Origin of the sequence: Streptacidiphilus pinicola (assembly GCF_003258295.1) — a bacterium.
GTDB classification, from domain to species: Bacteria; Actinomycetota; Actinomycetes; order Streptomycetales; family Streptomycetaceae; genus Streptacidiphilus; species Streptacidiphilus pinicola.
This window is the reverse complement of the sequence record NZ_QKYN01000097.1, coordinates 18,017-34,264: the sequence shown is the minus strand read 5'-3', so window position 1 is coordinate 34,264 and position 16,248 is coordinate 18,017. Positions and strand designations below refer to the sequence as shown.

The 16,248-nt window shown below is 71.9% G+C and carries 15 protein-coding genes and 1 tRNA gene; 3 read left to right on the top strand and 13 right to left on the bottom strand.

Annotation, left to right across the window (positions count from 1 at the left end):
• Nucleotides 1-151: 151 nt before the first annotated feature.
• From DN069_RS24490 to wrbA, 4 genes are all read right to left on the bottom strand, one after another.
• On the bottom strand, nucleotides 152-1,144 hold the full coding sequence (locus DN069_RS24490; protein ID WP_111504313.1) for a glutathione S-transferase family protein: 993 nt from the start codon (nucleotides 1,142-1,144) through the stop codon (nucleotides 152-154).
• Nucleotides 1,141-2,232, bottom strand: a complete 1,092-nt coding sequence (locus tag DN069_RS24485; protein WP_111504311.1) for a CE1758 family FMN-dependent luciferase-like monooxygenase — start codon at nucleotides 2,230-2,232, stop codon at nucleotides 1,141-1,143. Before DN069_RS24485 ends, DN069_RS24490 begins: the two co-directional genes overlap by 4 nt.
• Before the next feature lie 28 nt (nucleotides 2,233-2,260).
• Entirely contained in the window at nucleotides 2,261-3,451 is a 1,191-nt protein-coding gene (locus DN069_RS24480; protein ID WP_111504309.1) for a 3-hydroxybenzoate 6-monooxygenase, read from the bottom strand.
• A gap of 119 nt (nucleotides 3,452-3,570) precedes the next feature.
• On the bottom strand, nucleotides 3,571-4,185 hold the full coding sequence (gene wrbA, locus DN069_RS24475) for an NAD(P)H:quinone oxidoreductase (RefSeq protein ID WP_111504307.1): 615 nt from the start codon (nucleotides 4,183-4,185) through the stop codon (nucleotides 3,571-3,573).
• A gap of 280 nt (nucleotides 4,186-4,465) precedes the next feature.
• Here wrbA and DN069_RS24470 point away from each other — a divergent pair, with 280 nt between their 5' ends.
• On the top strand, nucleotides 4,466-5,350 hold the full coding sequence (locus DN069_RS24470) for a shikimate dehydrogenase (RefSeq protein ID WP_111504305.1): 885 nt from the start codon (nucleotides 4,466-4,468) through the stop codon (nucleotides 5,348-5,350).
• A gap of 85 nt (nucleotides 5,351-5,435) precedes the next feature.
• On the opposite strand, the gene DN069_RS24465 is transcribed toward DN069_RS24470, so the two are convergent.
• Nucleotides 5,436-6,653 (bottom strand): IS701 family transposase, encoded by a 1,218-nt coding sequence (locus DN069_RS24465; protein WP_111504303.1) that lies wholly within the window; start codon nucleotides 6,651-6,653, stop codon nucleotides 5,436-5,438.
• Between the two features lie 257 nt (nucleotides 6,654-6,910).
• Between DN069_RS24465 and DN069_RS24460 the strand changes: the two genes are divergently transcribed.
• On the top strand, nucleotides 6,911-7,672 hold the full coding sequence (locus DN069_RS24460) for a ScbR family autoregulator-binding transcription factor (RefSeq protein ID WP_165845624.1): 762 nt from the start codon (nucleotides 6,911-6,913) through the stop codon (nucleotides 7,670-7,672).
• Here DN069_RS24460 and DN069_RS24455 read toward each other — a convergent pair.
• Together DN069_RS24455 and DN069_RS24450 are read right to left on the bottom strand one after the other, a co-directional pair.
• On the bottom strand, nucleotides 7,633-8,649 hold the full coding sequence (locus DN069_RS24455; protein WP_111504299.1) for an NAD-dependent epimerase/dehydratase family protein: 1,017 nt from the start codon (nucleotides 8,647-8,649) through the stop codon (nucleotides 7,633-7,635). The two genes, DN069_RS24460 and DN069_RS24455, sit on opposite strands and share 40 nt — an antisense overlap.
• Entirely contained in the window at nucleotides 8,646-9,623 is a 978-nt protein-coding gene (locus DN069_RS24450) for a ScbA/BarX family gamma-butyrolactone biosynthesis protein (protein ID WP_279387929.1), read from the bottom strand. The genes DN069_RS24455 and DN069_RS24450 overlap by 4 nt, the downstream gene beginning before the upstream one ends.
• 202 nt (nucleotides 9,624-9,825) lie before the next feature.
• On the opposite strand from DN069_RS24450, the gene DN069_RS24445 reads away from it, so the two are divergent.
• The gene (locus DN069_RS24445) at nucleotides 9,826-10,482 is read left to right on the top strand and encodes a ScbR family autoregulator-binding transcription factor (protein ID WP_111504295.1); all 657 of its coding nucleotides are present in this window, start codon (nucleotides 9,826-9,828) and stop codon (nucleotides 10,480-10,482) included.
• Between the two features lie 92 nt (nucleotides 10,483-10,574).
• On the opposite strand, the gene DN069_RS24440 is transcribed toward DN069_RS24445, so the two are convergent.
• The 6 genes from DN069_RS24440 to tadA all read right to left on the bottom strand — a co-directional run bounded on the left by DN069_RS24440 (nucleotide 10,575) and on the right by tadA (nucleotide 16,243).
• Nucleotides 10,575-12,548 (bottom strand): anthranilate synthase family protein, encoded by a 1,974-nt coding sequence (locus DN069_RS24440; protein WP_111504293.1) that lies wholly within the window; start codon nucleotides 12,546-12,548, stop codon nucleotides 10,575-10,577.
• Nucleotides 12,549-12,585: 37 nt separating this feature from the next.
• Complete coding sequence (locus tag DN069_RS24435) at nucleotides 12,586-13,221, bottom strand: isochorismatase family protein (RefSeq protein WP_111504291.1); 636 nt, start codon at nucleotides 13,219-13,221, stop codon at nucleotides 12,586-12,588.
• Between the two features lie 65 nt (nucleotides 13,222-13,286).
• Nucleotides 13,287-14,069 (bottom strand): 2,3-dihydro-2,3-dihydroxybenzoate dehydrogenase, encoded by a 783-nt coding sequence (locus DN069_RS24430; RefSeq protein ID WP_111504289.1) that lies wholly within the window; start codon nucleotides 14,067-14,069, stop codon nucleotides 13,287-13,289.
• A gap of 61 nt (nucleotides 14,070-14,130) precedes the next feature.
• Nucleotides 14,131-15,321 carry a 3-deoxy-7-phosphoheptulonate synthase gene (locus DN069_RS24425; protein WP_111504287.1) on the bottom strand — a complete coding sequence of 397 codons (1,191 nt, stop codon included), beginning with the start codon at nucleotides 15,319-15,321 and terminating at the stop codon, nucleotides 14,131-14,133.
• Nucleotides 15,322-15,599: 278 nt separating this feature from the next.
• Nucleotides 15,600-15,686: transfer RNA gene (locus DN069_RS24420), tRNA-Ser, on the bottom strand.
• Between the two features lie 62 nt (nucleotides 15,687-15,748).
• Nucleotides 15,749-16,243 (bottom strand): tRNA adenosine(34) deaminase TadA, encoded by a 495-nt coding sequence (gene tadA, locus DN069_RS24415; protein ID WP_111504285.1) that lies wholly within the window; start codon nucleotides 16,241-16,243, stop codon nucleotides 15,749-15,751.
• Nucleotides 16,244-16,248 lie beyond the last annotated feature (5 nt).

Here is a 16,248-nt window from a genome sequence, read left to right as displayed (position 1 = left end):
ATCCTGCGACCGGGCCGGGGCGGGGCGGGAAAAAGCCCGGCCGGACCTGGGCTTTACGCACGACACCGCAGGTCCGGGGCCGAAGAAACCCAAGTCTCACAGTTCGGGACGTCGGCCGGTCCGCGCTCTCGCGGGCGGACCGGCGCCGCGGTCAGACCGGGTCCGGCGCGGTGGCGTCCGGGCCGAAGGGGCTGCCGCCGAGCGCCTCGCGGCCGTGCGGGGTGAGCAGCAGCGCCGGGTCCGGGCCGTGGGCCACGATCCGGGTGGGGTTGATCATGTCGTGGGTGGCGTAGTAGTGCCGCTGGATGTGCTCGAAGTCGATGGTGTCGCCGAACCCCGGGGTCTGGAAGAGGTCCCGGGTGTAGCCCCAGAGCGCCGGGTACTCGGCGAGCTTGCGGATGTTGCACTTGAAGTGGCCGTGGTAGACCGGGTCGAAGCGGATCAGCGTGACCCACAGCCGGACGTCGGCCTCGGTCAGCCGGTCGCCGACCAGGTAGCGGCGGGTGCTGAGGCGCTGCTCCAGCAGGTCCAGCCGGCGGAACAGCTTGGTCACCGCGCGGTCGTAGACCTCCTGGCTCTGCGCGAAACCGGCGTGGTAGACCCCGCAGTTGACCTCCTGGTAGACCTCCTCGGCCACGGTGTCGATCTCCTCGCGCAGGTGCGCGGGGTAGAGGTCGGGCGCACCGGGGCGGTGCAGCGCCCGCCACTCGGAGCCGAGGTCCAGGGTCAGGTTGGGGAAGTCGTTGCTCACCAGGTGGCCGGTGGTGGTGTCCACCACGGCCGGGACGCTGACCCCGCCGGTGTAGTCCGGCTCCGCGGCCAGGTAGGCCTCGCGCAGTGCGTGGATGCCGAGGACCCGGTCTCGTCCGTCGGGGTCGCCGTTCGCCTCGGAGAAGACCCAGTGGTAGTCGCCCTCGATCATCTCCTGCACCGGGTCGGTGACGGCCACGGGGATCGCCTGCTCCAGCCCGAAGAGGCGGCGGGCGATCAGCAGCCGGTTGGCCCAGGGGCAGGCCAGGCTGACGACGAGCCGGTAGCGTCCCGCCTCGACCGGCAGGCCCTCGCGGCCGTCCGCGGTGATCCGGGTCCGGAAGTGCAGGGGAGCCCGCTTGTGTTCCTTGCGCTCGCGCTGCTGGACGCTCATGCGGGCACGCCCCCCTCGGACGCCTGGGCGGCGCGGGCCGCATGGGTGGGACCGTCCGGCACGCCGGCCGCGCGGCGGTTCGCGAACTCCTTGCGGAGCACCGGCAGGACCTCCTCGCCGAGGAGGTCGATCTGCTCCAGCGCCTCGGACAGCGACATCCCGCCGGAGTCCACCAGGAAGAGCTGGCGCTGGTAGTCGCCGAACGTCTCGGCGAAGCTCAGGGTCTTGTCGATGACCTGCTGCGGGCTGCCGACCGTCAGCGGGGTCTCCTCCATGACCTCCTCCAGCGGCGGACCGCCCTGGTAGATCCCGAAGTTGTCGAAGTAGGGACGGTAGCGGCGCACCGCCTCCTGCGAGTTGCGGTGCAGGTAGACCTGCCCGCCGAGCCCCACGTAGGCCTGCTCGGGGGTGCCGTGGCCGTAGTGGGCGTACCGGGTGCGGTACAGCTCCACCAGGCGCTGGAAGTGCCCCTTCGGCCAGAAGATGTGGTTGGCGAAGAAGCCGTCCCCGTAGAACGCCGCCTGTTCGGCGATCTCGGGGCTGCGGATCGAGCCGTGCCAGACGAAGGGCGGCACGCCGTCCAGTGGACGGGGCACCGAGGTGAACCCCTGCAGCGGCGTGCGGAAGCGGCCCTGCCAGTCGACGTTCTCCTCGCGCCAGAGCCGGTGCAGCAGCGCGTAGTTCTCGACCGCGAGCGGGATGCCCTGGCGGATGTCCTTGCCGAACCACGGGTACACCGGCCCGGTGTTGCCGCGCCCGAGCATCAGGTCGACCCGGCCGTCCGCCAGGTGCTGCAGCACCGCGAAGTCCTCGGCGATCTTCACCGGGTCGTTGGTGGTGATCAGCGTCGTCGAGGTGGACAGGATGATCCGCTCGGTGCGCGCCGCGACGTAGCCGAGCAGCGTCGTCGGCGAGGAGCTCACGAAGGGCGGGTTGTGGTGCTCGCCGGTGGCGAACACGTCGAGACCGGCCTGCTCCGCGCGGACGGCCATGGCAGCCGTGGCCTTCAGGCGTGCCTGCTCGGTCGGCGGGGTCTTCGACCCGGGCTCCGGGGTGAGGTCGCCGACGGTGAAGATTCCGAACTGCATGGTGGTGTGAACCCCTCTCAGGGCTGAGTCATCGCGCGGCCGGGACAGCGCCCACGCGCGTCCCGTGCAGCCACTCGACCTTGTCGTACATCTCCTCGGCGGACAGCGCCGCCAGCATCGCGTTGCGTTCCACGGCGCGCTCACCGGCCGGGTGGTAGAGCTGTCGGCCCATCTCCCGGGCCAGCAGCTGGGTGGCGTCGGTCCGGTCGCGGCGTTCCGCGGTGAACTTCTCGAAGCGCTGCTCGAACTCCGGCTCGTCGGCGCCGATCAGCTCACCGAGCACCACCGCGTCCTCGACCGCCTGGCAGGCGCCCTGCGCGGCGTACTGCAGCATCGGGTGGGCGGCGTCGCCGAGGAGCACCACCCGGCCGTCGCACCAGGTCCGCACCGGGTCCCGGTCGCACAGCACCCAGGACCGCCACTCCCGGCCCAGTTCCAGCAGGCGGCGCGGGATTTCACCGAGCCCCGGGAACTCGCCCAGCACGTGCGCCCGCTCCACCGGCACCCCGGTCACCGCCACGGTGGCGTCGTCGTCCCTGGTGGCGGCGAGGTTGAGGAACCTTCCGCCGCCGATGGGGTAGTGGACGAAGTGCCACTTGGGTCCCGCCCAGAGCGTCACGGTGTTCCAGCGCAGCTCCGCGGGCACCTGGTCCATCGGCACCACGGTGCGGTAGATGGTGTGGCCGGAGACCTTCGGCGGGCCGTCGCCCACGAGCTGGCGGCGCACCCGGGAGTTGATGCCGTCGGCGCCGATCAGGGCGGCGCCGTGCACCTGCTCGCCCGAGGCCAGGCGGACGGTGACGCCCGCGCGGTCCTGGGTGTAGCGCTCCACGTGGGCGCCGGTGCGCAGCTCGATCCCGTCCTCGGCCTGACAGGCTGCCAGCAGCGGCGCGTACAGGTCGATCCGGTGCACCACCGTGTACGGGTTGCCGAACCGCGCGCGGTACGCGCCGGTCAGCGGCATCACCGCGACGCGCTCGCCGGTGGTGCCGTCCATGAACCGCAGTTCGTCGATGTGGACGGCACGGCGGCGCACCTCCTCGCCGACGCCGAGCCGGTCGAGGGCGTGGAAGGCGTTCGGGGCCAGCTGGATGCCGGCGCCCAGTTCGGTGAAGGTGTCCCGGCTCTCCAGGACCACCACGTGGTGCCCCGACCGGGAGACGCTCAGTGCCGCGGCCAGCCCGCCGATCCCGCCACCGGCGATCAGTATCCGTGCCATGTCGGTCCTTTCGTCAGGAGTTGGTCGCTCAGGCCGGTCGAGCAATTTCGTCAGAACGCCGCAGGGCATTCCGTGGGTGGAATCTCCTGCGGGTGTGGAGGAATTCGGCGCGACGTCGTTCAGATGTTCGCGAAACCGACTTTCAGCGCCGTGGCGATCTCGACCGCGCGACGGGTCTGGTAACCGATCGCGCTGAGGTTCTCCTCACCGGGCGAGTCGCTCTGGCTCGAGACGTGGCTCGTGCCGTAGGGGTTGCCGTTGGTCGGCGCGAACTGGATCGGGTCCGCGTAGCCGGGGGCCACGATGATGGCGCTCCAGTGGTAGAAGGTGTTGTTGAGCGCCAGCAGGGTGCTCTCCTGGCCGCCGTGGGTGGTCCCGGTGGAGGTGAACGAGGAGACGACCTTGTTCACCAGCTTGCCCTGGTGCCACAGACCACCGGTGGTGTCGATGAACTGCTTGAGCTGGGCGGACGGCAGGCCGAACCGGGTGGGAGTGCCGAAGAGCAGGACGTCGGCCCAGTCCAGGTCGTCGAGGCTCGCCTCGGGGACATCCGAGGTCTCCGCCAGATGTTCGGCCCAGCCGGGCTTGGCGGCGATGGCCTCCGCCGGGGCGAGCTCCGCCACGCGGCGCAGACGAACCTCGGCGTCGGCCTTGACGGCGGCCTCGGCGGCTTCGACGGCCAGCTTGTGGGTGTTCCCGGTGGACGAGTAGTAGATGACGGCGACGTTCGTCACGTGAGCAACTCCCATTCGGATGTGTCAGATTGTTCGGGCCCGGCCCGACACCGCCCACCAGGACTGTCACTCCGGCCGGACTCCAGCGGCAATCAACCGTCCTGCACTTCATCACCTTTGACGGACCGTCGGGCGGGGCTCCCGACGAAGTGCCGGCGGAACTGTGTCAGGTCGCTCACCGATATGACGCTGTGCGAACTGGTTGGGCCGCCGTGGTGACGTTCTGTCTAAGCTGTTCCGTACCGAGAGTTCCGTCTTTCCGGCGAAAGGAGCACCGACCATGAACCTGGAGCAGCCACGTCCTGGCCGAGGGGTCCTCACGCCCGAGCGCGGGGTGCCGGTGTCGCGGCGCGCGGCCGTGCTGGGCTCGCCGGTCCGGCACTCGCTCTGTCCGACGCTGCACCGGGCCGCCTACGCCGCGCTCGGTCTGGACTGGTCGTACGAGGCGGTGGAGTGCGACGGGCTCGGGCTGGCGGCCCTGCTCGGCACGCTGGACCCGTCCTGGGGCGGGCTCTCGCTGACCGAGCCGCTCAAGCGCGCGGCGCTGCCGTTGCTGGACGAGGTCTCGGATCTCGCGCTCGACGTCGGCGGCGCGAACACGGTGGTGTTCCGCGACGGCCGCAGCTTCGGCGACAACACGGACGTCGCCGCGATGGTGGCCGCCCTGCGGGAGGCGGGCGTCGAGGCCCCGAGCCCCGCGGTGGTGCTGGGCGGCGGTGCGACCGCCTGCTCCGCGCTGGCCGCGCTGCGGGAGTTGGGCGTGCGCGAGAGCACCCTGGTGGTGCGGGAGCGGGGCCGGGCCTCGGAGGCGGACACCGCGGCGGGGCGGCTCGGGGTCGCCGTGGAGGTGCGCACCTTCCGCGAGCTCGACCGGCTGCTCCCCGGCACCCGGCTGGTGATCTCCACCCTCCCGGCGAAGGACGCGGACCGGTACGCCGCCGCGGTGATGTACTCCGGCGCCGCCGTCTTCGACGTGGCCTACGGTGCCTGGCCGACGCGTCTGGTCAAGGCGGCCGGGTTCGCGGGCAGCACGGTCGTGGACGGCCTCGCGCTGCTGGTGCACCAGGCGGTGCGCCAGGTCGAGCTGATGACGGGCCGCGGCGACGTGTCGGTCGAGGTCCTGCGCGCGGCCGGCCAGGCGGAGTTGGCCCGCCGCGCCGCCTGACCGCCGGAGCCGGCACCGCTCGTCGCACCGCCCGACGGTTCGGGCGGTACGACGAGCGGTGCCGCGGTCGTTTCCACTGCCGGGTTCAGGCGCTGTGCTCGCCCGGGCCCTCCAGGCCCTGACGCCGGGCGCAGGAGAGCACGGTGATCGCGTGCGCCACGCAGCACAGCGTCGTGTGCCGGTGCCATCCGGCGAAGGAGCGGCCCTCGAAGTCCCGCATGCCGACCTTGCTGCTGATCTCGGTGAAGTCCTTGGCCACCCGGCGGGTGAGCTTGCCCAGGCGCAGCAGGGCCACCGGCGGCACCTCGGCCATGTTGGACAGCCAGAGCTCGACCGGCCGTCCGCGGGTGCCGGACCAGCCCCCGACCAGGGCGAGGGGAAGGTCCTGGGGCGCCCCGTCCGGGCCGGGCCGGCGGGTTCCCGGCAGCGCGGCCTTGGTACCGCTGACCAAGATGCTGCGAGTGATGGAGTAGTCCGGGTCGACCCACCCCACCGGGCGCGACCAGCGCTTGGCCCACTCGATCAACTGCTGGGCCTGGAAAAGGCGTTCGCCGCGTCCCGGCAGGCTCGGGTCGTAGCCGACCAGGCGGGTGCCGCCGTCGACGCGCAGCACGAACGGGATCTGGTGCCGGTTGAACTCCTGCACCAAGGCCGGGACGTTGGCCTCGCGGGCGTCCATCACGACGGGTCGCCGGCGCAGTCCCCACTCGGCACCGGTGATCTCGACGGCCGCGTCGACCGCGCTGGCCTCCTTGCTGGTGAGCGCGACGTCGTCGGGGATCTTGGCCCGTCGCCGTCGCGCGTCGTCGGTGAGCCAGTCCGGCGGCAGCACCAGGCGCCAGTTGACCGGCACGCTCATGTTCTCGGTGGCCAGCCACACGCCGTACGCCTGTTGGCTCTTGACGACGCGCCCCAGGGCGCTGCGGAACGACTCCTCGACCCCGACGGAGTGCTCCCCGGCCTTCGGAATGGCGATCGAGTCGAGCACCCAGGCCTGGGGGAGCAGCACTCGGTCCAGGTGACGCGCGAGCGTCTGCCGGACCGGCTCCCAGCGCCAGGAGGAATCACTGATGAAGTGATGCAGACTCTGCTCGGCCGCACCGTGGCCGGCGACGACCGCGAGCGCCCGCATGGACTTGCGGCCCGGCACCGACAACAGGCCGGAGATATACCACTCGCCCCTCGCCCTTTGGTCCCGTCGCCGCAGCGGGGCCAGCATGCGCTGGGAGAACTCGGTCACGAAGTCGTCCGCGACGTCGCCCCAGCTCTGCTCAGCGGCGCCTCTCCCAACGACACCCTCCATGGTCTTCCATCCCCCTTCTGCGTCGCCGACCTTGCGGACACCTTGCAGGATACAAAACCGACCGCCTGGTTTCTATACTCTGTCAGTTCGAATATGACCTGGTCGTTCCCCGGGACCTGCGGGTGTCCCCGTCACCAGCGCTTGCCTTAAACCGCTTGGTTGGTTTGTTAAACTGATGCTCGCCTCCACTCCGTCTCAAGGCAGCCTCCATGTGGCCTCGCTACACAGCGGTGTTGCCTCGATACATGGGAGAAGTGATGACGCACCATCGCCAAGACCGGGCCGAGCGCACCCGGCTGCTCCTCGTGGAGGCGGCCGCGGCCTGCTTCGACGACGTCGGGTTCGCGGACGCGAGCCTGGTCGTCATCACGCAGCTCGCCGGGGTCTCCAAGGGGGCGCTCTATTTCCACTTCGACTCGAAGGAGCAGCTCGCGGCCGCCGTCATGGCCGAGTCCCGGGAGCGCCTGCGCCAGGTCGTGCGCGCCGCGCGGCAGCCCGGCGGGCCGGCCGTCCAGTACCTGATCGACCTGTGTCACGGGCTGGCCCGGCGGCTGGACGAGGACCTGGTCTTCCGGGCCGGACTGCGTCTCACCGAGGAGCGGCGTCCGGGCGCGTCGCTCCTCGTTGAGACGCAGTCCGGTACGGCGTCGGACGAGGTGTGGAGCCGCTCGCCCCGTCCGGCCTGGGCGCGGCTGGTCCACCGGCAGCTGGCCCTGGCCGCCGCCGCCGGCGAACTGCGGCCCGGCGTACCGGTCGACGAGGTGGCGTCGGTGCTCGCGGGCGCCACCACCGGCTTCGAGGTCCTCGCCCGACAGGACCGGGTCTGGCTCAGCGGGCGTCGCCTGGAGCAGGTCTGGCAGGCCGTCCTGCCCGCGCTGGTCCCCGCCGAGCGGGTGTCCGACCTCCAGGCACACGGAAGGCCGGGCAGCAGCGGTGTCGCGTCGCTGCTGCCCGGCCAGGGCCGGCTTGCGCGGGCGGCTCACGCCGCCGAGCCCAGCCGACCCTCCAGGGGCGGCTGAACCGCGGGCCCGGCGCGCTGCGGCACCGCGCCCGAACATCCCAACTGCCCTCGGTACCAAGCCGCGTGCCGGTTGAACCGTTCGGCCGTGGCCGGGCTCGGCGGCACGCCGGTCCGCTGCCACAGCCGCCTGCCGTCGTACCAGTGGTCCACGCCGAGCAGACTGAGCCGCCGCTGCCACAACTCGGCCTCGTCGTCCGGCAGCAGGGCGAGCGCGTCGGCCGCCGTGATCTCCCCCGCCGGCAGCGCGAGGCCCAACTCCGCCGCCACCAGCCTCGCCAGATACCGGATCCGGACGGGTTCGGGCTCGCAGGCGTGGTAGATCTCGCCACCGGGCGTCGGATCCCAGGGAGTTCGGGCCAGAGCCACCAGGTGGCGGGCCAGGTCCTCCACGGCGATCACCGAGACGCGGGCCCGGCCGCCGCCGACCCAGCGCGGGACGTGGCTCAGGAGCTCGACGAGCGCGGGGATCACCCAGCGGTCGCCTGTCCCGTAGACCAGGTGGGGGCGGAGCACGATCCCGTCCGCCGCCACCACCCGTCGCTCGGCGGCCAGTCGGGTCCTGCTGGTGGCCGAGTGGGGGTCGAGGGGGAGCAGGTTTTCGCCGGCGCCGCGGTGGACGCCGTCCCGGTACACCGCCGTGGTGCTGAGCGCCACGAACCGCCGCACCCCCGCGCGCCGGGCCTCCGCCAGCAGTGCGGCGGTGCCCAACTCGTTGACCTGCCGGCAGGTTTCCGGGGCCCCGCCGATCTGGACGGCGAGGTGGAGCACGGTGCCGACACCGTCGCAGACGCCGTGCAGGGAGCCGGCGTCACGAAGGTCGCCGGTGACGACCTCTAAGAGGCCGGTGCGAGCGGCACCGGGGAGTCCGCGCCGGTGGCGCAGGACCCGTACCCGGTCGCCGCCCGCTTGCAGAAGGCCTAACACATGGCTGCCCACGAAACCGGAGCCGCCCGTCAGCAGGATCCGGGAGCTCATCGCTCCTGGCCTCTTGGCTCGGCCGCTCCGGGCAGCGCCCGGATGTCCAGCACGCCTTGGGCGACGGTCTCGCCGTCCTGCTCGACCTCGACGCGCACCACGCGGTCGCCGTTCTCGCGCGGCTGCCCGGGGGTGGCCTGGACGAAGACGGGCCGGTCGAGCTCTGCGTACTTGGCGAAGGAGACGTCGAGGCCGAAGGGGCCGTCGAGCCGGCGGCCGGTGACGACCTTCGCCGCCTGACGCATCGCCTCCACCAGCACCATGCCGGGCAGGTGGTCGACGGGGTGGTCGAAGAGCACCGGGTGCCGGCGGTCGGCCTCGATCACCCAGCGGTACCGGGTGGCCGTGGGCGCCAGGACGGAGTCCCGGACCCGGTGGCCGAGCCGTCCGTCGTACTGCAGGGGCGCGCTCATGACGTGCCGTTCGAAGGCGTCGCCGCGCAGCCGGGCGTAGGCCTGGGGGGAGACGCTCTCGAAGGCGCCGCCCCCGCCGCCCACGTGCTCGTGTCCCCGGTAGAAGGCGAAGTCGTAGCGCATGGCGGAGACGACCGAGCGGCGGCGGCGGATGTCGCGGCCGGTGATGCCGATCGTCACGTCGGTCGGTCCCGCGCCGACGCCCAGTTTGCCGGGGTCGACCTGGAAGGACATGTCCTGCATCAGGAACGCGTGGTCCAGCGGGATCTCGTAGGCCACGTGCGAGAGGAGGAGGGCCGCCTGGCGCAGGGTCTCCGCGACGATCAGCGGGTCGTGCACCTCCTCGACCGGGGCGTAGAAGCTGTGGCCGCGCGGCCACTGGGCGCCGACCAGGAACCGGTCGGCCCCGACCCGGCGCCAGCCGGTGATGAGCACCTCCGACACGGAGGCGCGGTGAACCAGCCGCCGGGGCACGGTTTGCTGGTGGAGGTCCGGGTCCGGGCCGTCCTCGACGAGCTGGACCGGGGTTGGGCGCAAGGGGCTGTCTAGCAATGTGCTCATTTTTCCCCCAGAAGCAGTGTTGTCCGGGCCGTCGGACGGCCCGGGATGCGTTCGGTGGCCGGGAAGAAACCAGCCGGTGAAGAGCAGTGCCTCGCCGTAGGTTCTCCCTGACCTCGGCGTCACTCGCATCGCGCACCAATTCAACGTGAGCCAGGGTAGAGTACCACCCGGTCGGTTTTTTTCCAGGGGCACGACAGGGAACATGGGGCGATCAATGGCCAGGCAGGAGCGGGCAGTCCGCACTCGTCAGGAGGTGCTTCGCGCAGCGGCCGAGGTGTTCGACCGGCGCGGCTTCGCGGCCGCGACGATGTCGGAGATCCTCTCGGTCGCGGGGCTGACCAAGGGGGCGGTGTACTTCCACTTCGCCTCCAAGGAGGAGTTGGCCCACGCCGTCATTGCGGAGCAGTCGACCTGGGCCGAGCAGGTGGACTGGTCGGCGCCGGGGTTCCAGGCGGTGATCGACGTCAGCGTGGCCTACGCGCGGGCGCTGCTGGACGATCCCTTCATCCGGGCCACGGTCCGCCTCGTCATCGAGCACGGCGCCTTCGAGGCGCCGGACGTGGAGCCCTGGCGGGTCTTCATCGACATGGCCCGACAGCTGCTGCAGCGTGCCGAGGAGGCCGGCGACCTGCTCCCCGGCCTGGACCTGGACCAGGCGGCGGCGGTCGTCACCGCGTCGTTCACCGGAATCCAGCTCACCTCGCAGGTGCTGGCCGGCCGGGCCGACCTGCTGGAGCGCATCACCGCGTGGTGGAAGCTGCTGCTGCCCGGCCTGGTGACCCCGGAGCGGTTGCTGACGCTCGACCCCGGCGGCTCGTCCCGGGTGGCCGCCAGGACCGCCGCGCGACCGGCGTCCTGAACCGCGGCGTCCTGAGCGGAACGTCCTGAACGGGCGGGCGCGGACCGGCTGGGGAGAACGGTCCGCGCCCGCGGGGGGCGGCTGCGGGGAGGTCAGCCACCCAGGAGACAGGTCAGCATGTCGGTGATGATGCTCAGGCCGTCCTGGCTCAGCACCGATTCGGGGTGGAACTGCACGGAGCGGAATCCCTCTCCGCGCAGCGCGTGGATCTGCCCGGTCTCCGGGTCGCGGCACACCCGGACGGTGCCCGCCGGGCCGTCCGTCTCCACCACGTCGGCGTCGCTGCGCCCGGCGAAGGTGTTGTAGAAGCCGACGAGCTGGGTGCGGCCGAAGAGATCGATCTTCTTCTGCACGCCCTGGTTGGGCCGCTCGCGGCGGACCAGGTCGAAGCCGAGCACGGTGCAGAGCACCTGGTGGCTGAGGCAGACCGACAGGAACGGCGTCCCGGTCCTCAGCAGCCGGCGCGTGACGCCCCGCAGGTGCGCGATCTTGGGGTGGTCCAGCTCCTGCGGGTCACCCGGACCCGGGCCCAGCACCACCAGGTCGTAGCCGTTGGGCCAGTACTCCTCGTCGAAGCGCCGGACCGTCACGTCGAGCCCGAGCGACCGCAGTTGCTGGTCCCACATCGCCGTGAACGTGTCCTCGGCGTCGACGATCAGCACCCGCCGGCCCTCCAGCAGCGGCAGCGGACGCCGGCGCTCCTGGGCGGACTCCAGCCAGAACGGTGCGAGCGCGTCGTTCCGCGCCGCCAACGCCCGCAGCACCTCGGGGTGTTCGGACAGATCCGGGGCCTGCGCCGCGGCGCGCTCCGCCTCCGTCGGCAGCCCGGGTGCCTCGAGGTACGCGCCGCCGCCCCGGAGGGCGGCGAGCAGCCCGGCCGCCTTGGCCCGCGTCTCGGCCACCTCCGAGTCCGGATCCGAGTCGCGCACCAGCGTCGCGCCGACGCCGATGCGGACCCGGCCGGTGGCGTCGATGTCGGCCGTCCGGATCAGGATGGACGAGTCGAGGGTGCGCCCGCCCTCGGCGTCGCGGCCGATGAGCGCCATCACTCCGCTGTAGTAGCCACGGCCCTGCGGCTCGTGACGGCGGATCACCTTGGCCGCGCTCTCGAGCGGGCTGCCGGTGACGGTCGGGGCGAACAGCGTCTCGCGCAGGATGTCGCGGACGTCGCGCGTCGTCTCACCCTCGATGAAGTACTCGGTGTGGGCCAGCCGCGCCATCTGCATCAGGTGCGGACCCCGGACGCGCACCCCGGCGGGGCTGATCCGGGCCATCATCTTGAGCTCCTCGTCGACGACCATGTAGAGCTCACCCGCCTCCTTCGGGTCGGCGAGGAAGGAGAGCACGCCCCACAGGGTCGGTCCGGTGACCGGGTAGCGGTAGGTGCCGCTGATCGGGTTCATCACGGCCACGCCTTCGGCGAGGCTGACGTGCCGCTCCGGCGTCGCGCCGACGAAGGTCCGGTCACCGGTGTGCACCACGAAGGTCCAGTAGGCGCCGCGCTCGTGTTCGAGCAGTCGGCGGAAGAACGTGAGGGCCGCCGCGACCGACCAGTTGGTGATGTCGGCGACGAACGAGCGCCGGATCACGAAGTTGGCGCCCTCGCCCCGGCCGATCTCCTCGCGGATGATCTGCCGGACGGTCTCGGCGTAGTCGGTGTCGGCCACGTCGAAGTCGCCGCCGGAGAGCGCGATCTGCGCCTGCGGCAGGTGGTCCAGCAGCCAGGGCAGCGGGAGCGTCTCCTGCGCGTGCACGGACAGGGCCAGCAGCGGCGAGCCGTCGTCCGTGGCCGCGAAGCCGCGCTCGGCGATCTGCCGGTAGGGGATCAGCGCCAGCACCTCGTGCTCGACCCTGCCGGTCCCCGCCGCCTTGTCCGCCCCGTCCGTCCGCAGCGGGATGTCGGACAGCGCGGCCACCTCGGCCACCTCGCCGACGAGCAGGTCGACCGTGTCCGCCCGGCCCGTCTCCGGACGGTGGAGCAGGGCGAAGGCGGGCACCTGGTCCCAGGAGCCGGCCAGGATCCGCTCCAGCAGAGCGCCCCGTGCGTGTTCCGGACTGTCCGTCATGTCCTTTCCCTCCTTGTGAGTCGGTCCGGCACGGTCGTCAACCGAGTTGGTTCAGAACGGTCTTGGTGGTCACCGTCATCGCGCAGCGCTCCGCCGCGTACCGCAGCGCCGAGTGGTGGTACTCGAGGGAGAAGTCCGCGACGGCGTCGGCGACCAGGAAGGGCTGGATGTCCAGGGAGAACGCGTCGCAGGCGGTCATCAGCACACCCACATGGGCGTACACGCCGCAGACGACGAGCTGGTCGCGGCCCCGGTCCGCCATGAACTCCCGCAGCGGGCTGCGGTGGAAGGCGCTGTACCGCCACTTGGTGAGGACCAGGTCGCCCTCGGTCGGCCGGATCGGGTCGACCACCTGGCGGTGCTCGGGGGAGACGGTCATCCCGGGACCCCAGAAGTCCTTGAGCAGCCCCCGCTGCTCGGGCGTCATGCCGCCCGGCTGCGCGGTGTAGGCGACCGGGACGCCGAGCTCGGCGCACCGCTCGCGCAGCAGGGTGGCGTTCCGGACCAGGTCCGTCACGGGGGACTCACCGGCCGGGAACGGGGCCAGGAAGTACTTCTGCATGTCGTGGACGAGCAGCACCGCGCGGTCGGGGTCGACCGTCCACTGCGCGACGGACTCGGGGAAGTCGCCCTGCTCGGGCATCGGGTACGGGGCGATCTCGGGGATGGCCATGCGAGTTCTCCTCTTGGGTTTCGGTGGTCGACGCGGGCCCGACGGCGCGGGCCCGCGTCTGCCGGTCAGTGACCCAGTGCGGCGCCGCCGTCGACGGTGAGGTCGTGCATGGTGATGTGTGCGGCCTGCTCCGAGAGCAGGAACAGCACCGCGTCCGCGATGTGCTCGGGCCGGGCGATCCGGCCCAGCGGGATCCCGACCCGGTAGGCCGAGGCGACCCCGTCGATGGAGGCGCGCAGGGCGTCGTCGTCCCCGCCGTCCTCCCACAGGGCGGTGAGCATCGGCGTGTCGGTCGAGCCCGGGGCCACCACGTTGCAGCGGATGCCGAACCTGGCGACCTCCAGCCCGAGGCACTTGGTGAACATGGTGGCCGCGGCCTTGGAGGCCGCGTACGCGGACATCTCCATCCGGGCGGTGCCGGCCGCGTTCGAGGCCACCGTCACGATCACCCCGCCGGAACCGCGGGCCACCATGCGGTTGACCACGGCCCGGGAGACGAAGAACACCCCGGTGGTGTTCACCGCGAAGGTGGCCGACCAGTCGCTGTCGCTCAGCTCCCTGGCCTCCCCGGTGCGCAGCACCCCGGCCGCGTTCACCAGGTAGTCGAGGCCGCCGAGCCGCCGCTCCGCCTCGGAGACCGCGGCTTCGACCTCCGCGCTGTCCGTGACGTCGGCGGGGAGGGGCTCGGCCCGTCTGCCGTCCCGGCGCAGGTCCTTGGCCAGGACCTCCAGCCGCTCCCGGTTCCGGTCGACCAGCGCCACCGCGACGCCCAGCCCGGCGAGCGCCCTGACCACGGCCTCACCGATCCCGCCGGCGGCTCCGGTGACCAGCGCGACCTTGTTCTCCATCCCGTTCATGGCGACCCCAGCTCTGGAGGGTGATCAAAACGAATTCTGTGCGGCGGGGAAATCAGCCGCGCCAGACCGAGGCGACCCGCAGCGCCTGTGACGGGTTGAGACGCGGGTCGCAGAAACTCGTGTACTTCTCACTCACCCGCGAAATCTGCGTCGCGTCGTGAGCGCATTCCGTCACCTCGTCCGGGGTGGTTTCCAGGTGAATTCCACCGGCCACCGCGCCCACGGACGCGAGTGCCTCCTGGAAGCCCTCGACCTCACGGACGACGGTCTCCACCAGCCGGGTCTTCAGCCCGTCCGGCCCCGCCACGGTGTTGCCGTGCATCGGGTCGGTGAGCCAGATGACGGGGTGCCCGGCCTCGCGGACGGCGGTCACCAGGGCGGGCAGCCGCTCTGACACCGCGTCGGCGCCCATGCGGGCGATCAGCGTGAGCCGGCCCGCCTCGCGCCGCGGATCGAGCAGGGCGCAGAGCCGCAGCAGTTCGTCCGCCGTCATGGTCGGCCCGACCTTGCAGGCGATCGGGTTGGCGACGGTCGCGAGCAGCGCGACGTGCGCCCCCTCGGGCTGCCGGGTGCGCTCCCCGATCCACGGGAAGTGGGTCGAGGCCAGGTAGCTCAGGCCCGCGTCGTTGCAGCGCAGCAGCGGGCCCTCGTAGTCCAGCAGCAGCGCCTCGTGGCTGGTCCACACGGGCGTGCCGGGGACCGGTGTGGCCACGGCGAGCAGCCGCAGGCCGTCCATGGCCGCGGCCGCCGCGTCGTAGCCGGCCAGCAGGCGGCGCGGGTCCGGCCGGCGCAGCTCGGGGTCGGGCTCGGGGCTGTTCACCAGGTGTCCGCGGAACACCGGCAGCTCGACGCCGCCGACCGTCTCGGTCGGCCGGGACCGGGGCTTGCCGAACTGCCCGGCCATCCGGCCGATCCGGACCACCGGACGCGGGGAACGCAACGACATGACACCCGCCAGGGCGTCCAGCAGCGCGACCTTGCGCGCCACGTACCCGGGCTCGCACTCGGTGGGATCCTCGGCGCAGTCGCCCGCCTGCACGACCTGGAGCCTCCCGCCGGCCACCTCGGCGAGGAGCGCCCGCAGTTCGGCGACCTCGCTCCAGTCGACCAGTCCCGGCCGGGTCTCCAGCTCCGCAGCGGTCTCCGACAGCAGCCCGAGATCCTCCCAAGCCGGCTGCTGTTTTGCGGGCAGGGTTTTCCAGTCGCCGACGGCCGGCGGTGGCATGGTCGCGTCGGTGATCATATAGAACCTCCGTGCTCGCGAATTCTTGGCCTGCGCGAAAGTCTCGACAGCGACAAAGGAGAGGGTCAACGGCGGAATTTCCACTTCGTCAGGTCCTCGGGCGGCCCATTTGAATTCACCACCGGACCACTCTGTCGAAAAGTGCCCCGCCTATTTCCGCCGGTTCACCCGGGCCTGCGGAAGTCGGCCCGATACTCCGTCAACTGCCCCGCGCCGCCCGGACACGACGAAGGGCCCCGACCGTGACGGTCGGGGCCCTTCGGTGGTCCTGCTCAGAGCGGTAGCGGTGGGATTCGAACCCACGGTGGAGTTGCCCCCACACACGCTTTCGAGGCGTGCTCCTTTGGCCGCTCGGACACGCTACCGTCGGACAGCCTACCGGACGTCGGCGTGTGCTCCTAAACGGGTTTCGGCGAGGTGAGCGCCGTCACTCCCGATGGCCGTCGAAGAAGGCCTGGAGCTGGGCCGTGCAGTCCTCGGCGAGGACGTCGGAGACGACCTCGGGGCGGTGGTTGAGGCGCCGGTCGCGGATGACGTCCCAGAGGGAGCCGGCCGCACCGGCCTTGGGGTCGGCGGCGCCGTAGACGACGCGGTCCAGGCGGGAGAGGACGATCGCCCCCGCGCACATGGTGCAGGGCTCCAGCGTCACCACGAGCGTGCAGCCCGACAGCCGCCATTCTCCGATGACATCCGCCGCCTCGCGGATGGCGAGGACCTCCGCGTGGGCCGTCGGGTCGCCGACGGCCTCGCGTTCGTTGTGGCCGCGGCCGATGATCGCGCCGTCCGGGCCGAGGACCAGGGCGCCCACCGGGACGTCGCCGCGCGCGGGGGCCAGCGCGGCCTCGGCGAGGGCGAGGCGCATCGCCGGCTCCCAGCGGGCGCGGACAGGGTCGGGGCGGGTCGGGGCGGGCAGACCGGTCATGGGGA

Bases quoted from the DNA above. Each gene is read 5' to 3' on its own strand.
- DN069_RS24445 (WP_111504295.1), top strand. From the start codon at position 9,826: ATGGGGCGATCAATGGCCAGGCAGGAGCGGGCAGTCCGCACTCGTCAG.
- DN069_RS24440 (WP_111504293.1), bottom strand. From the start codon at position 12,548: ATGACGGACAGTCCGGAACACGCACGGGGCGCTCTGCTGGAGCGGATC.
- DN069_RS24485 (WP_111504311.1), bottom strand. From the start codon at position 2,232: ATGCAGTTCGGAATCTTCACCGTCGGCGACCTCACCCCGGAGCCCGGG.
- DN069_RS24450 (WP_279387929.1), bottom strand. From the start codon at position 9,623: ATGAGCACATTGCTAGACAGCCCCTTGCGCCCAACCCCGGTCCAGCTC.
- DN069_RS24425 (WP_111504287.1), bottom strand. From the start codon at position 15,321: ATGATCACCGACGCGACCATGCCACCGCCGGCCGTCGGCGACTGGAAA.
- DN069_RS24455 (WP_111504299.1), bottom strand. From the start codon at position 8,649: ATGAGCTCCCGGATCCTGCTGACGGGCGGCTCCGGTTTCGTGGGCAGC.
- DN069_RS24470 (WP_111504305.1), top strand. From the start codon at position 4,466: ATGAACCTGGAGCAGCCACGTCCTGGCCGAGGGGTCCTCACGCCCGAG.
- DN069_RS24430 (WP_111504289.1), bottom strand. From the start codon at position 14,069: ATGGAGAACAAGGTCGCGCTGGTCACCGGAGCCGCCGGCGGGATCGGT.
- DN069_RS24480 (WP_111504309.1), bottom strand. From the start codon at position 3,451: ATGGCACGGATACTGATCGCCGGTGGCGGGATCGGCGGGCTGGCCGCG.
- DN069_RS24435 (WP_111504291.1), bottom strand. From the start codon at position 13,221: ATGGCCATCCCCGAGATCGCCCCGTACCCGATGCCCGAGCAGGGCGAC.
- DN069_RS24465 (WP_111504303.1), bottom strand. From the start codon at position 6,653: ATGGAGGGTGTCGTTGGGAGAGGCGCCGCTGAGCAGAGCTGGGGCGAC.
- tadA (WP_111504285.1), bottom strand. From the start codon at position 16,243: ATGACCGGTCTGCCCGCCCCGACCCGCCCCGACCCTGTCCGCGCCCGC.
- DN069_RS24460 (WP_165845624.1), top strand. From the start codon at position 6,911: ATGACGCACCATCGCCAAGACCGGGCCGAGCGCACCCGGCTGCTCCTC.
- DN069_RS24490 (WP_111504313.1), bottom strand. From the start codon at position 1,144: ATGAGCGTCCAGCAGCGCGAGCGCAAGGAACACAAGCGGGCTCCCCTG.